General features: G+C 68.1%; 12 protein-coding genes. 4 read left to right on the plus strand and 8 right to left on the minus strand.

Going from position 1 to position 14,821, the window contains the following annotated elements:
* Positions 1 to 156: 156 nt before the first annotated feature.
* On the plus strand, positions 157 to 423 hold the full coding sequence (locus tag WS69_RS09155; protein WP_059470470.1) for a DUF2866 domain-containing protein: 267 nt from the start codon (positions 157 to 159) through the stop codon (positions 421 to 423).
* Between the two features lie 50 nt (positions 424 to 473).
* Here the strand turns inward: WS69_RS09155 and WS69_RS09160 are convergent, their stop codons facing one another.
* A complete protein-coding gene (locus WS69_RS09160; protein ID WP_059470471.1) occupies positions 474 to 2,411 on the minus strand; it encodes an ATP-binding cassette domain-containing protein in 1,938 nt (645 codons plus the stop codon).
* Positions 2,412 to 2,557: 146 nt separating this feature from the next.
* On the opposite strand from WS69_RS09160, the gene WS69_RS09165 reads away from it, so the two are divergent.
* Complete coding sequence (locus WS69_RS09165) at positions 2,558 to 3,037, plus strand: glutathione peroxidase (protein ID WP_059470472.1); 480 nt, start codon at positions 2,558 to 2,560, stop codon at positions 3,035 to 3,037.
* A gap of 302 nt (positions 3,038 to 3,339) precedes the next feature.
* Here WS69_RS09165 and WS69_RS09170 read toward each other — a convergent pair whose 3' ends face one another.
* The 7 genes from WS69_RS09170 to dapC all read right to left on the minus strand — a co-directional run bounded on the left by WS69_RS09170 (position 3,340) and on the right by dapC (position 9,929).
* Complete coding sequence (locus WS69_RS09170; RefSeq protein WP_059470473.1) at positions 3,340 to 3,606, minus strand: YciI family protein; 267 nt, start codon at positions 3,604 to 3,606, stop codon at positions 3,340 to 3,342.
* Between the two features lie 96 nt (positions 3,607 to 3,702).
* Positions 3,703 to 5,142 (minus strand): cardiolipin synthase, encoded by a 1,440-nt coding sequence (cls, locus tag WS69_RS09175; protein WP_059470474.1) that lies wholly within the window; start codon positions 5,140 to 5,142, stop codon positions 3,703 to 3,705.
* 137 nt (positions 5,143 to 5,279) lie between these two features.
* Positions 5,280 to 6,203 carry a 50S ribosomal protein L3 N(5)-glutamine methyltransferase gene (prmB, locus tag WS69_RS09180; protein ID WP_059470475.1) on the minus strand — a complete coding sequence of 308 codons (924 nt, stop codon included), beginning with the start codon at positions 6,201 to 6,203 and terminating at the stop codon, positions 5,280 to 5,282.
* 13 nt (positions 6,204 to 6,216) lie between these two features.
* Positions 6,217 to 7,356: a succinyl-diaminopimelate desuccinylase gene (dapE, locus tag WS69_RS09185; protein ID WP_059470476.1), complete on the minus strand. Its 1,140-nt coding sequence runs from the start codon at positions 7,354 to 7,356 to the stop codon at positions 6,217 to 6,219.
* 82 nt (positions 7,357 to 7,438) lie between these two features.
* Positions 7,439 to 7,807 carry an ArsC family reductase gene (locus WS69_RS09190; protein ID WP_059470477.1) on the minus strand — a complete coding sequence of 123 codons (369 nt, stop codon included), beginning with the start codon at positions 7,805 to 7,807 and terminating at the stop codon, positions 7,439 to 7,441.
* Positions 7,807 to 8,634 carry a 2,3,4,5-tetrahydropyridine-2,6-dicarboxylate N-succinyltransferase gene (gene dapD, locus WS69_RS09195; protein ID WP_059470478.1) on the minus strand — a complete coding sequence of 276 codons (828 nt, stop codon included), beginning with the start codon at positions 8,632 to 8,634 and terminating at the stop codon, positions 7,807 to 7,809. Before dapD ends, WS69_RS09190 begins: the two co-directional genes overlap by 1 nt.
* Positions 8,635 to 8,690: 56 nt before the next feature.
* Complete coding sequence (gene dapC, locus WS69_RS09200; protein WP_059470479.1) at positions 8,691 to 9,929, minus strand: succinyldiaminopimelate transaminase; 1,239 nt, start codon at positions 9,927 to 9,929, stop codon at positions 8,691 to 8,693.
* 261 nt (positions 9,930 to 10,190) lie between these two features.
* On the opposite strand from dapC, the gene WS69_RS09205 reads away from it, so the two are divergent.
* Positions 10,191 to 11,138, plus strand: coding sequence for a DMT family transporter (locus tag WS69_RS09205; protein WP_082716065.1), 948 nt, complete (start codon positions 10,191 to 10,193; stop codon positions 11,136 to 11,138).
* Between the two features lie 148 nt (positions 11,139 to 11,286).
* The gene (gene smc / locus WS69_RS09210; protein WP_059470481.1) at positions 11,287 to 14,799 is read left to right on the plus strand and encodes a chromosome segregation protein SMC; all 3,513 of its coding nucleotides are present in this window, start codon (positions 11,287 to 11,289) and stop codon (positions 14,797 to 14,799) included.
* Positions 14,800 to 14,821 lie beyond the last annotated feature (22 nt).

Below are 14,821 nucleotides of genomic sequence, written 5' to 3' on the forward strand. Positions count from 1 at the left end.
GGTGAGCCGGCGGGTTCTGGCCCCGCGCCTTTTGCGCGCCGATCGGGGGTGTAAAACCATGTAACGTTTTGGTACGCTGATGTAACCCTTTTGCAGCCTGTTTTTTTCTATGCTTGCCCAGGTTGTCTACCGCATGATGCGGAAAAGGGAAGCGTGTTGAAACGATCTCATCATTCAGGTGCGCAAAAGCGCACGTACAACGTGCGGGGTTGCCGCGTGTCCGAGCCGATCGGCGCGCCGTGGGGCGGTGGTTGCCGGATCGTCGAATGGGTTGGCGGAGACGGGCGGATCGCCCGCCGCGTCGCCGCCGTCAACGTGACCGAGGCGGAAGTCTACGCGATGATCCGCCGGCCGCTCGAAGGCCGTCGCTATCTGATGGTCGACGACGAGCAGATGCCGCGCGATACGCTGCCGCGGCGCTGATTTCCCGCTACAGGGCGTCGGCGCGATCCGACATCGGCGCGCCGCTCGCGCTACCCGATTTTCTCCAGTTCGTCCTGCGTGCCGAGCCAGTCGGCTTCGAGCGCTTCGATGCGGCCATTGACGTCGCCCAGCTTGCGGATCGCATCGGTGAGTTGCACCTTCTGTTCCGCCGCGTAGCTCGCCGGATCGGCGACGAACGCATCGAGCTCCGCCTTTTCGGCGTGGAGCCGCTCCATTTCCTTCTCGATCTTCGCAATGCGCGTCTGCAGCGGCTTCTTCAATTGCGACAGCCGTTGGCGCGCTTCCGCTTCCTGGCGCTTCTGATCCCTGCGGTTGAACGCGGTCGCGCCGTTGTCGTCGCTCGCCGAGCCCGAATCGCCCTTTGCCGCCGCGCGCTGTTCGGCCGCGTGCTGCAGCAGCCAGTCGCGATAGTCGTCGAGATCGCCGTCGAACGGCTGCAGCCGGTGCTTTGCGACGAGCATGAACTGGTCGGTCGTCGCGCGCAGCAAGTGGCGGTCGTGCGACACGAGGATCAGCGTGCCTTCGAATTGCGCGAGCGCCATCGTGAGCGCGTGGCGCGTCTCGAGATCAAGGTGGTTGGTCGGCTCGTCGAGGAGCAGCAGGTTCGGCTTCTGCCAGATGATGAGCGCGAGCGCGAGTCGCGCCTTCTCGCCGCCCGAGAACGGCGCGATCGGCGCGGTCGCCATGTCGCCCGAGAAGTTGAATCCGCCGAGGAAATCGCGCAGTTCCTGCTCGCGCGTGTCGGGCGCGAGTCGCGCGAGATGCGCGAGCGCCGAATCGTCGGGACGCAGCGTCTCGAGCTGATGCTGCGCGAAATATCCGATCGTGAGGCCTTTTCCGGTGCGCATGTCGCCCGCGAGCGGCGCGAGCGTGCTCGCGAGCGTCTTGATGAGCGTCGACTTGCCCTGGCCGTTCGCGCCGAGGAGGCCGATCCGCTGGCCGTTCTGAATCGATAGCGCGACGCGCTCGACGATCGGAATCTCGCCGCCGTCGTCCGCACGATACCCGCAGCGCACGTCCTCCATCACGAGCATCGGGTTCGGCGCGGAGTTGGGCGTGCGGAACTCGAACGTGAACGGCGACGCGATGTGCGCCGGCGCGATCAACTCCATCTTCTCGAGCGCCTTCATCCGGCTTTGCGCTTGCTTTGCCTTCGTCGCCTTCGCCTTGAAGCGGTCGATGAAGCTCTGCAGGTGTTCGATCGTCTTCCGCTGCTTCTCGTAAGCGCTTTGCTGCAGCTCGAGCTGCAGCGCGCGCAGCACTTCGAATTGCGAGTAATTGCCGCCGTAGCGCTTCACCTGGCGATTCTCCAGGTGCAGCGTCACGCCGCAGACGGCGTCGAGGAATTCGCGGTCGTGCGAGATCACGACGAGCGTGCCCGGATAGCGATGCAGCCAGTCTTCGAGCCAGACGATCGCGTCGAGATCCAGGTGGTTCGTCGGTTCGTCGAGGAGCAGCAGGTCGGAGCGGCACATCAGCGCCTGCGCAAGATTGAGACGCATCCGCCAGCCGCCCGAGAAACTCGAGACGCTTTCGCGTGTCTGCGCGAGCGTGAAGCCGAGCCCGAGCAGCAGCGCTTCGGCGCGCGCGGGGGCGGTGTAGCCGTCGGCGTCGGCGAACGCCGCATGCGCTTCGGCTTCGGCTGCGCCGTCGTGCGCGGCGGACGCTTGCGCGATGCGCGCCTCGATCGCGCGCAGCGCGGCGTCGCCGTCGAGCGTGTAGTCGAGCGCGCTGCGGTCGACGGCGGGCGTCTCCTGCGATACATGCGCGATGCGCCACGACGGCGGCATCGCGAAGTCGCCCGCATCCGCGTGCAGCTCGCCGCGCAGCACCGCGAAGAGCGTCGATTTGCCGGCACCGTTCGCGCCGACGAGGCCCGCCTTCTCGCCTGGATTCAGCGTGAACGAGGTCGCGTCGAAGAGCGGCTTCGTGCCGCGGGCGAGGCTGAACTGATTGAAACGGATCACGGCGAAAAATGCTTGGAAAAATCGCTATTCTAGACTGCGAGCCGCAAGCGGGGGATCGTCCGGACGGTAGAGTGTGCGCATGGCGCCGAATTCGCCTAGACTTCCGCGGACGGCATGACCCTATCAAAACAGGGAGGAACGAACCGATGTCGGAACTTTATTCATTCAGCGCGCAGGCGCTCACGGGCGGCGAGGTGTCGCTCGAGCAGTACCGGGGCAAGGTGCTCCTCATCGTCAACACCGCGAGCGAGTGCGGGTTTACGCCGCAATACGGGGGGCTGCAGCAACTGTACGACCGCTTTCGCGAACGCGGGCTCGTCGTGCTCGGCTTTCCGTGCAACCAGTTCGGCAAGCAGGAGCCGGGCGACGCGTCGCAGATCGGCGCGTTCTGCGAGAAGAACTTCGGCGTCACGTTTCCGATGTTCGCGAAGATCGACGTGAACGGCGCGAATGCGCATCCGCTGTACCGCTATCTGACCGAAGAGGCGCCCGGCATTCTCGGCCTCAAGGCAATCAAGTGGAATTTCACAAAATTTCTCGTGAACCGCGAAGGCGAGATCGTGAAACGCTATGCGCCGTCGACGAAGCCCGACGATATCGCCGAAGACGTCGAGATGCTGCTCTGAGCCGGGCGGCGGCGCGCGTCGGATGCGCCGGGGTTGAAAGGGCGAGTGGCCGATTGGCTGATCGAAGGCCGGCTGCGTTTCCCGGCGCGCGGGCGTAGCGGTGCGGCGTCCGAGCGGGGCGCATGGTGAGCGCACCTTCGGCGGCGCGGCGTCGCGGACGTTGCGTCCGACGATGTCGCGCTCGATTGCTGCGAAGTGGGCGAGCGGCGCGGCGCGTCCATGATGGAACGCGTTCCGGTGCCGAGGCCCGAGCAGTCCTAGACGCGACGCGCGCCGGTGCATGTTCGACCCGCGGCGGGCGGCTACGTCAGCACTTCGTTCCAATCCTGAAGCGTCCAATTGCTCACGGCGCCGTCCGTCACGAACGGATCGCCGCTCGCGAATTCTTCCGCAGCTTCGCGGCTCGTGAAAATGCCGAGCGCGCCCTGCGCAGGATCGGCGAACGGTCCTGCCATCAGCAGCGCGCCGCGCGCGTGGAATTCGCGCAGCCGTGCGACGTGCGCGGCGCCGAGCGTGGCGGCCTTCGCGAGGCCGTCCGGCGCCATCTGATAGAACATCACGCATTTCATCGGGATGCCTCCGTCATTTGTCGGACCAGAATCGATTCGGCGAGGTAGGCTTCGGCTCGGGCCGACGGCGCGCGCGTGCGCGCGATGCGCCCGACGTCAGAGAATCGGTGCGAACAGCCGCGCGATATGCATCGCGACGCGCCGCCACGCGGGCGAGCGCCGGTACTCGCTCAGATCCACTTCGAACGCATCATTGAAGTCGCGTTCTAGCATCGCTTCGACTTCGGTCGCGAAACCTTCGTCGACGGTCAGCACCATGATCTCGAAATTCAGCCGGAACGACCGGTTGTCGAGGTTCGCGCTGCCGACGGCAGCCGCCGCGCGGTCGATCAGCACGACCTTCTGATGCAGGAAGCCGGGCCGGTAGCGAAAGATCCGCACGCCCGCGTCGACGAGATCGCGCGCATAGAGCTTCGACGCTTCGAACACGACGTAGTGATCGCGCCGGCTCGGGATCAGCACCCGCACGTCGACGCCGCGCATCACCGCGAGCTTCAGCGCGGAGATCACCGCCTCGTCGGGCACGAGGTAGGGCGTCGTGATCCACACGCGCTCGCGCGCCGCGTTGATCGCCTCCGCGAAGAAGAGCGAACCCGTCTCCTGCTTGTCGGCGGGACCCATCGGCACGACGAGGCAGTGCATGTCGGCGTCGGGAACGGGCGCGGGCGGCAGCGCCTGCGGCGGCAGCGACTGCGTCGCCCAGTGCCAGTCCTCGGCGAACACGTACTGAATGTTCGCGACGGCGGGACCGCGCACCTCGATGTGCGTGTCGCGCCATGGCGTAAGGCGCGGATTGCCGCCGAGATATTCGACGCCGACGTTGTGTCCGCCGACGAACGCGCGCTCGCCGTCGACCACGACGATCTTGCGGTGATTGCGGAAGTTGAGCTGGAAGCGGTTGACGAACTGCTTGTTGGTCGCGAACGGATGCACTTCGACGCCGCCTTCGCGCAGCGCATGCACGTAGCTCGACGGCAGATCGAAGCTGCCGATGCTGTCGTACAGCAGATAGCAGCGCACGCCCGCTTGCGCGCGCGCGATCAGCGTATCGCGCAGCATCGCGCCGAGCGCGTCGTCGCGGACGATGAAGAACTGGACGATCACGTAGCTGTGCGCGGCGTCGATCGCCGCGAGGATCGCGGAGAACGTCGCGTCGCCGTTGACGAGCGTGCGCACCGTGTTGCCGGCGACGAACGGCATCCCGACGAGGCGCGTGAGCGCGCGCACGCGCGCGAGGCCGAGCGCGTCCTTTGGCGCGCCGAGCGTCGAGCCCTCGGCGTCCCACGGCGCCGGATGCGCGCGGGTGCGCAGCGCCTCGGTCTCGTGACGGCGCGCGTCGACGTATCCGGAGAACTTGCTGCGGCCGAGGAACAGATACGGGATCAGCGTCAGGTACGGCATCGCCGTTAACGACACCGCCCATGCGATCGCGCCTTGCGACGTGCGCGTATTCAGGATCGCGTGGCAGGCCGCGATCACGCCGAGCACGTGTGCGAGGCCGATGAAGGTGCCGAGATGGAGCCAATCGAGGGTCATGAGCGCGTTGGATTCCTGAAGGAGGCCACGCGGCGCGCCGCGACCGGGCGCCGCTTACGCGCATCTTACCGAAGCGTGCGTGCGAGCGGCCACTCCGTACGAACCGGACGGGCCGCCCCCCACGGACGAGCGCGGCTTCAGCCGGCAACGGCAGGCAGGTCGCTCGCGTGGATCAGGAACACGCTGTCGTCGCCCGCGCTCGTCGGCAGCCACACGAGATCGAGGCCGCCGAACGCCGCCTCGACGTTCGCGCGCTCGTTGCCGATCTCGACGACGAGCACGCCTCCGTCTTTCAGCCACCGGCGCGCTTCGCCGATGATGCGGCGCACGATGTCCATCCCGTCCGCGCCGCCCTCGAGCGCCATCTCCGGCTCGTGCCGGTATTCGGCGGGCAGCTCGGCCATCGAATCCGCGTTCACGTACGGCGGATTCGTGATGATCACGTCGTAGCGCTGCTCGGGATCGATCCATTTGAACTGCGGCAGCGGCGCGTAGAGATCGCCGTGGTAGAGCGTGATCCGCTCGTCGAGCCCATAGTCGCCGCGATTGATCTTCGCCACTTCGAGCGCGTCGGCCGACAGGTCGACCGCGTCGACGCTCGCGTTCGGAAACGCGAGCGCCGCGAGGATCGCGAGGCAGCCGGAGCCCGTGCACAGCTCGAGCACCGAGCCGACGAACTCGGGGTCCTCGATGTACGGCTGCAGGCCGTCGTCGAGCAGCTCGCCGATGAACGAGCGCGGCACGATCGTGCGCTCGTCGACGTAGAAGCGATGGCCGTGCATCCACGCTTCGCGCGTGAGGTATGCGGCAGGCACGCGCTCGGCCGCGCGGCGCTCGATCACGGCGAGCACCGCGTCGATCTCGTCGGGCGCGAGGCGCGCGTCGAGGAACGGCTCGAGCGTGTCGAGCGGCAGGTGCAGCGTGTGCAGCACGAGATAGACGGCTTCGTCGAATGCGTTGTCCGAGCCGTGGCCGAACGCGAGCTTCGCCTGCGAGAAGCGCGACACCGCGTAGCGGACGAGGTCGCGGACGGTTTTGAACGGGGAGGGGGATGTCGTCATCGAGCGGCCTTCGTCAAGCGATCAGTTGTTCGAGTACGCGACGGTACACGTTCTTCAGCGGATCGACGAAACGCACTTCGATGTGCTCGTCGATCTTGTGGATGCTGCCGTTCGGCGGGCCGAACTCGATCACCTGCGGGCAGATGCGCGCGATGAAGCGGCCGTCGGACGTGCCGCCCGTCGTCGACAGCTCGGGCGACATGCCGGTTTCCGCGCGGATCGCTTCATCGAGCGCGGTCGACAGCTCGCCGCGCGGCGTGAGGAACGGCAGGCCGCTGATCGACCAGTTCAGATCGTAGTCGAGCTGATGCTTGTCGAGGATCGCGTGCACGCGCGCCTGCAGGCCTTCGACGGTGCTCGCCGTCGAGAAGCGGAAGTTGAACAGCAGATCCGCGTGGCCCGGGATCACGTTCGTCGCGCCGGTGCCCGCGCGCAGGTTCGACACCTGCCAGGTGGTCGGCGGGAAATACTCGTTGCCTTCGTCCCATTGCTCGGCCGCGAGCTCGGCGAGCGCTGGCGCGAGCAGGTGGATCGGATTCTTCGCGAGATGCGGATACGCGATGTGGCCTTGCACGCCCTTGACGACGAGCTCGCCCGACATCGAGCCGCGCCGGCCGTTCTTCACGGCGTCGCCGAGCGTTGCCGTCGACGTCGGCTCGCCGACGATGCAGTAATCGAGCCGCTCGCCGCGCGCCTGGAGCGCTTCGACGATCTTCACGGTGCCGTCCGTTGCCGGGCCTTCCTCGTCGCTCGTGATCAGGAAGCCGATCGAGCCGCGATGCTGCGGATGCGCGGCGACGAACTCCTCCGTCGCGACGACGAAGCCCGCCAGCGAGGTCTTCATGTCGGCCGCGCCGCGGCCGTACAGCTTGCCGTCGCGATGCGTCGGCACGAAGGGCGGCGAGCTCCACTGCTCGAGCGGGCCGGTCGGCACGACGTCGGTATGGCCCGCGAACGCGAGCAGCTTGCCTTTGCGGCCGGCCGCGCCGCGCTTGACGGCCCAGAAATTCGTCACGCCGTGCGACGCGATCGTTTCGCACTCGAAGCCGAGCGCGGTCAGGCGCTCGATCATCAGGTGCTGGCAGTGCTGATCGTCGGGCGTGACGGACGCGCGCGCGATCAGTTGTTCGGTAAGGGCAAGGGTGGCGGACATGGTTCGGACCACTTTCGATGAAAAATGCCGGCGCGGTGGCCGGCAGCGATGAGGCTTGTGGCGCGTTCAGCGCAGGCGGGCGCTACGCGGCAAACAGCGCCGTGTACTGGTCGGCCGCGAAGCCGAGCGACTTCACGCGGCCGTTGACGACCAGCACCGGACGCTTGATGACCGACGGCTTGTGGATCATCAGCGCGATCGCGCCGGCCGGCGTTTCGGCGGCCGCCTTCATGTCGTCGGCCAGGCCGCGCCACGTGGTGCCGCGCCGGTTCAGGAGCGCGTCGAGCGGCACGTCCTTCAGCCAGTCCTCGACTAGCGGCGCGCTGACGCCGGCTTTCTTGAAATCGTGAAATTCGAACTCGACACCGTGCTCGTCGAGCCACACGCGGGCCTTCTTCACGGTGTCGCAGTTCGGAATGCCGTACACGACCACGGTGCGAGGCTTCGCCATCAGTCGCCTCGGAGCAGTTCGTTCAGGCCGACCTTCGCGCGCGTCTTCGCATCGACCTTCTTCACGATCACCGCGCAGTACAGGCTGTGCGTGCCGTCCTTCGACGGCAGGTTGCCCGCGACGACGACCGAGCCGGCCGGAATGCGGCCATACGTCACTTCGCCCGTTTCGCGGTCGTAGATCTTCGTGCTCTGGCCGAGGTACACGCCCATCGAGATCACCGAGTTCTCCTCGACGATCACGCCTTCGACGACTTCCGAGCGTGCGCCGATGAAGCAGTTGTCCTCGATGATGACGGGGTTCGCCTGCAGCGGCTCGAGCACGCCGCCGATGCCGACGCCGCCCGACAGGTGCACGTTCTTGCCGATCTGCGCGCACGAGCCGACCGTCGCCCAGGTATCGACCATCGTGCCTTCGTCGACGTACGCGCCGATGTTCGTGTACGACGGCATCAGCACGACGTTTTTTGCGATGAACGAGCCGCGGCGCGCGATGGCGGGCGGCACGACGCGGAAGCCGCCCGCCGCGAAGTCTTCGGCCGTGTAGTTCGCGAACTTCGACGGCACCTTGTCGTAGAACTGCGAGTAGCCGCCCGCCGGCATCGGCGCGTTGTCTTCCAGGCGGAACGACAGCAGCACGGCCTTCTTCAGCCACTGGTGCACGGTCCATTCGCCGTCGATCTTCTCGGCGACGCGCAGCGCGCCTTTGTCGAGCTGCTCGATCGCGTGCGCGACGGCTTCGCGGATCTCCGCGGACGCGGCCTTCGGCGACAGTTCGGCGCGCTTTTCCCAGGCGTTATCGATGATTTGCTGAAGTTGTTGCGACATGTTCGTGGCTATGCTGGACGTGGATGATGGATGAATCGGGGGCGCTCGAAGCGCGTTCAGCTGGCGAAGCCGCGGCAGAAATCGACGATGCGCTGCGCGCCTTCGACGCATTCGGCCGTGCCGGCGACGAGCGCGATCCGGATGAAGCCGCGGCCGGGATTCGCGCCATGCGCGTCGCGGGCGAGATACGAGCCGGGCAGGACCGTCACATTATAGTCGGCGAAGAGACGCCGGGCGAACTCGGTATCCGACAGGCCGGTCCTCGCGACGTTCGCCCACAGGTAGAACGCGGCGTCGGGCGGGCGCACGTCGACGACGTCGGCGAGCATCGGCGTGACGGTCGCGAATTTCTGCGCGTAGAGCGCGCGGTTCTCGCGCACGTGCGCCTCGTCGCCCCAGGCGGCGATGCTCGCCTTCTGCCAGACGGGCGACAGCGCCGCGCCGTGGTACGTGCGGTACAGCAGGAAGCGCTTCAAGAGCGCCGCGTCGCCCGCGACGAAGCCCGAGCGCATGCCCGGCACGTTCGAGCGCTTCGACAGGCTCGACAGCATCACGAGGCGTTCGAAGCCGCGGCCGAGCCGGTGCGCGGCCTCGAGGCCGCCCATCGGCGGCTTCGACTCGTCGAAGTAGATCTCCGAATAGCATTCGTCGGACGCGATCACGAAGCCGTGCTCGTCCGATAGCGCGAACAGCTCGCGCCAGTCGTCGAGCGTCAGCACGGCGCCCGTCGGGTTGCCGGGCGAGCATGCGTAGACGAGCTGCGTGCGCGCCCACACGTCGTCCGGCACGACCGAGTAGTCGGGCGCGAAGTTGCGCGCCGGGTCGCTGTTGACGAAGTACGGCTCGGCGCCCGCGAGGAGCGCCGCGCCTTCGTAAATTTGATAGAAAGGATTCGGACAGAGTACGATCGGCCTTTCGCCGTTTTGGCCGGCGTTCTCGCCGCGCTTGCCGGCGGTCGGATCGATCACCGCCTGCGCGAGCGAGAAGAGCGCCTCGCGCGAGCCCGATGCGGCGAGCACCTGCGTCGCGGCGTCGATCGCGGGCAGCCCGTAGCGGCGCTCGAGCCAGCGGGCGACCGTCTCGCGGAGCGCGTCGGTGCCCGCTGTCGCCGGATACGACGCGAGGCCGTCCAGCGCGGCCGCGGCGGCGTCGCGGATCAGCGCGGGCGTCGCGTGCTTCGGCTCGCCGATGCCGAAGCTGATCGGCGGCAGATGCGCGGGCGGCGTCACGCCGGCAAAGAGCGCGCGGAGCTTTTCGAACGGATAGGGCTGAAGCGTATCGAGACGAGGATTCACGGGCTTGGACGGACGGAGCCGGTAGATGGCCGATCGGACAGGCCGGTTTAAGCGAAACGGGCGCGAAACAGGGGCGCGGCAGGCGCCGCCGGGCGCGGGCGAAGCGGGGCGCGGCGGATGGCGGCGCGGAATGCCGGCGTGCCGGCCCGTGCCTGCCCTGTTGGGCGCGGCGACGGCGCTCGATTATAGCGTGACATCGGACGGCGGAACGCGCGGCGAGCGCGCCGCGACGCTGTACGACGAAGGAAGAAGAGGTTCGGTTTGCAAATGAATGAACGAGGGAGCGCCGGCGGGCCGACGCTCGCGATTCTGATCGGCGCGTCGGTATGGGGCCTGATCTGGTATCCGCTGCGCCTCCTGGCGGCGCTCGGCGTGACGGGCACGGCGGCGAGCGCGCTGACGAGCGTCGTCGCCTGCGCGTTCGTGCTGATCGTGCGGCGCGGGTCGATCGCGACGGTGCGCTGGCACTGGCTGCTGCCCGCGCTCGGCATCGCGGCGGGCGTGACGAATCTCGGCTTCGTCTGGGGCACGATTCACGGCGAAGTGCTGCGCGTGATGCTGCTCTTTTATCTGACGCCCGCGTGGACCGCGATCTACGCGCACTTCATCCTGCGCGAGCGGCTCACGTTCGCGGGCGCGGCGCTCGCCGCGCTGTCGCTCGCCGGCGCGATGCTGATGCTGTGGTCGCCGCGGCTCGGCGTGCCGCTGCCGTCGAACCCGGCCGAATGGGCGGGGCTCGGGGCCGGGATGAGCTTCGCGATGAGCAACGTGCTCGTCGTCAAGGCGAGCCGTGAGCTGCCGCAGATGAAGCCCGAGATGCGCACGGCGACGCTCTTCGGCGGCGCGGCCGCGCTCGGCGTCGTCGCGTCGCTCGTCGAGGGCCTGCCGCCGGTGCCTGTGGGCGACGACTTAGGCTTCGCGGCGCTCCTCGTCGCCGGGATTGGCGTGACGGTCGCGGCGAACAACATGCTCGTCCAGCACGGCTTGGCGCGCGTGCCGGCGAACCGCGCATCGATCATCATGCTGTTCGAGATCGTCGTCACAGCGCTGTCGGCGTGGCTTTTTGCCAACGAAGTGCCGACCGCGCGCGAATGGGCGGGCGGCCTCTGCATCGTCGTCGCGACCCTGCTGTCGAGCCGCGTGCACCGCGCCCGGCCGGCTGACGGCGAACCGCGCAAGCCGCGGGACAGCGCGCGCGCGATGGTATGATTGGCCCCATTCGCGGGGCCGACTGCTTGACAGCACGGCCCCGTTTTTCGAATCTTGGGCGTGCGGCGCGCGCGCGGGCCTCGCGGTCGAATCGCGGCGCGCAACACACGTTCCCAACCGTTTCACACTCTTTACCACCGATACCGCCGTGCGTCTGAGCTCGATCAAACTCGCTGGCTTCAAATCTTTCGTCGATCCCACGCACTTCCAGGTCCCAGGTCAACTGGTCGGCGTGGTGGGACCGAACGGGTGCGGCAAATCCAACATCATCGACGCCGTGCGCTGGGTGCTCGGCGAATCGCGCGCGTCCGAGCTGCGCGGCGAGTCGATGCAGGACGTCATCTTCAACGGCTCGACGGCCCGCAAGCCCGGCAGCCGGGCGAGTGTCGAGCTCGTGTTCGACAACTCCGACGGCCGCGCGGCCGGCCAGTGGGGCCAGTACGGTGAGATCGCCGTGAAGCGCGTGCTGACGCGCGACGGCACGTCGAGCTATTACATCAACAACCTGCCCGCGCGCCGCCGCGACATCCAGGACATTTTCCTCGGCACGGGTCTCGGTCCGCGCGCGTACGCGATCATCGGCCAGGGGATGATCGCGCGGATCATCGAGGCGAAGCCCGAAGAGCTGCGCGTGTTCCTCGAAGAGGCGGCGGGCGTGTCGAAGTACAAGGAGCGCCGCCGCGAAACCGAGAACCGCCTGCACGACACGCGCGAAAACCTGACGCGCGTCGAGGACATCATCCGCGAGCTCGGCTCGAATCTCGAGAAGCTCGAAGCGCAGGCGGTCGTCGCGACGAGGTACAAGGAGCTCGTCGCCGACGGCGAGGAGAAGCAGCGCCTGCTGTGGCTGCTGCGCAAGAACGAGGCGGCGGCCGAGCAGGACAAGCAGCGCCGTGCGATCGGCGACGCGCAGATCGAGCTCGACGCGCAGACCGCGAGGCTGCGCGAAGTCGAGGCGCAACTGGAGACGCTGCGCGTCGCGCACTATTCGGCGAGCGACGCGATGCAGGGCGCGCAGGGGGCGCTCTACGAAGCGAACGCCGAGGTGAGCCGCCTCGAGGCCGAGATCAAGTTCATCGTCGAGTCGCGCAACCGCGTGCAGTCGCAGATCGCGGCGCTCGTCGCGCAGCAGGAGCAGTGGCGCGCGCAGGCCGGCAAGGCGCAGGGCGACCTCGAGGAAGCGGAAGAAGCGCGCGCGGTCGCCGACGAGAAGGCGGCGCTCGCCGAGGACGACGCGGCCGCGAAGCACGACGCGCTGCCCACGCTCGAGGCGCGCTGGCGCGACGCGCAGACCGGGCTGAACGACGAGCGCGGCCGGATCGCGCAGACCGAGCAGGCGCTCAAGCTCGAAGCCGCGCACCAGCGCAACGCCGATCAGCAGCTCCAGCAGCTCCAGCAGCGCCACGAGCGTCTGAAGACCGAGGCGGGCGGTCTCGACGCGCCCGACGAGGCGCAGCTCGAAGCGCTGCGGATGCAGCTCGCCGAGCACGAAGAGATGCTTGCCGAGGCGCAGGCGCGCTTGGCCGACGCGCAGGAGACGCTGCCGCGCCTCGACGCGGAGCGCCGTGCCGCGCACGAGCGCGTGCAGGCCGAGAGCGCGCAGATTCATCAGCTCGAAGCGCGCCTGGCCGCGCTCAAGCAGTTGCAGGAAAACGTGCAGACGGAAGGCAAGATTCAGCCGTGGCTCGACAAGCACGAGCTCGGCGCGCTGCCGCGTCTGTGGAAGAAGCTGCATGTCGAGGCCGGCTGGGAGACCGCGCTCGAAGCGGTGCTGCGCGAGCGGCTCGCGGCGCTCGAAGTGTCGAATCTCGACTGGGTGAAGGCGTTCGCGACCGACGCGCCGCCGGCGAAGCTCGCGTTCTACGCGCCGCCGCCCGCGGGCGAGCCGCTCGCCGCGCCGGGCGCGCAGCGGCCGCTCCTGTCGCTCGTGCGGATCGACGACGCGGGCCTGCGCGCGGTGCTCAACGACTGGCTCGGCACCGTATTCATCGCCGACGATCTCGCGCAGGCGCTCGCCGCGCGCACGCAGTTGCCGCAGGGCGGCGCGTTCGTCGTGAAGGCGGGCCACGTCGTCACGCGCTCGGGCGTGCAGCTGTATGCGGCCGATTCCGAGCAGGCGGGGATGCTCGCGCGCCAGCAGGAAATCGAGAACCTGGTGCGCCAGGTGCGCGCGCAGGCGCTCCTGGCGGACGAAGCGAAGGCGGCGGCGATCCGCGCGGAAGCGGCGCACACGCAGGCGTCGCAGGCGCTGACCGAAGTGCGCGCGCAGGCCGAGCGCGCGACGCAGCGCGTGCACGCGCTGCAGATGGACGTGCTGAAGCTCGCGCAGGCGCACGAGCGTTACTCGCAGCGCAGCACGCAGATTCGCGAGGAGCTGGAGGAGATCGGCGCGCAGATCGAAGAGCAGCGCGCGCTGCGCGCGGAGTCGGAGGCGAACTTCGAGCGTCACGACGCCGAGCTCGCCGAGCTGCAGGCGCGCTTCGAGGACAACCAGCTCGCGTTTGAGGCGCTCGACGAAGCGCTGACGAACGCGCGCCAGGAAGCGCGCGAGCTCGAGCGCGCGGCCACCGATGCGCGCTTCGCGGCGCGCCAGTCGGCGAACCGGATCGACGAGCTGAAGCGCACGATCCAGGTCGCGCACGATCAGAGCGAGCGCGTGGCTGCGTCGCTCGAGGACGCGCGCGCGGAGCTCGAGGCGATCAACGAGCAGACCGCGCACACCGGCCTGCAGGACGCGCTCGAAGTGCGCGCGGCGAAGGAGCAGGCGCTCGGCGCCGCGCGCGCGGAGCTCGACGACCTGACCGCGAAGCTGCGCGCGGCCGACGAGACGCGCTTGGCGGCCGAGCGCTCGCTGCAGCCGCTGCGCGAGCGCATCACCGAGCTGCAGCTGAAGGAACAGGCGGCGCGGATGACGGGCGAGCAGTTCGCCGAGCAGCTCGCGGCGGCCGAGGTCGACGAGGCCGCGCTGAAGGACAAGCTCACGCCGGACATGAAGCCGTCGTACCTGCAGGGCGAGGTCACGCGGATCAACAACGCGGTCGGCGCGCTCGGCCCCGTCAACATGGCGGCGCTCGAAGAGCTCGCGGCGGCGAGCGAGCGCAAGGTGTTCCTCGACGCGCAATCGGCCGACCTGACGAACGCGATCGAGACGCTCGAGGATGCGATCCGCAAGATCGACCAGGAAACCCGCACGCTGCTGCAGGCGACCTTCGACGAAGTGAACCGCCATTTCAGCGATCTGTTCCCGCGCCTCTTCGGCGGCGGCCAGGCGAAGCTCATCATGACGGGCGACGAGATCCTCGACGCCGGCGTGCAGGTGATGGCGCAGCCGCCCGGCAAGAAGAATGCGACGATTCACCTGCTGTCGGGCGGCGAGAAGGCGCTGACGGCGACCGCGCTCGTGTTCGCGATGTTCCAGCTGAACCCGGCGCCGTTCTGTTTGCTCGACGAGGTCGACGCGCCGCTCGACGACGCGAACACCGAGCGATTCGCGAACCTCGTGCGCGCGATGTCGGACAAGACGCAGTTCCTCTTCATCTCGCACAACAAGATCGCGATGGAGATGGCGCAGCAACTGATCGGCGTGACGATGCAGGAGCAGGGTGTGTCGCGGATCGTCGCGGTGGACATGGAAACCGCCGCGGGTTTTGCGCAGAATTGACGTTTGACGAATGGCCCGCGGG

It is taken from the genome of Burkholderia sp. BDU5 (genome assembly GCF_001522845.1).
Classification (GTDB): Bacteria; Pseudomonadota; Gammaproteobacteria; order Burkholderiales; family Burkholderiaceae; genus Burkholderia; species Burkholderia mayonis.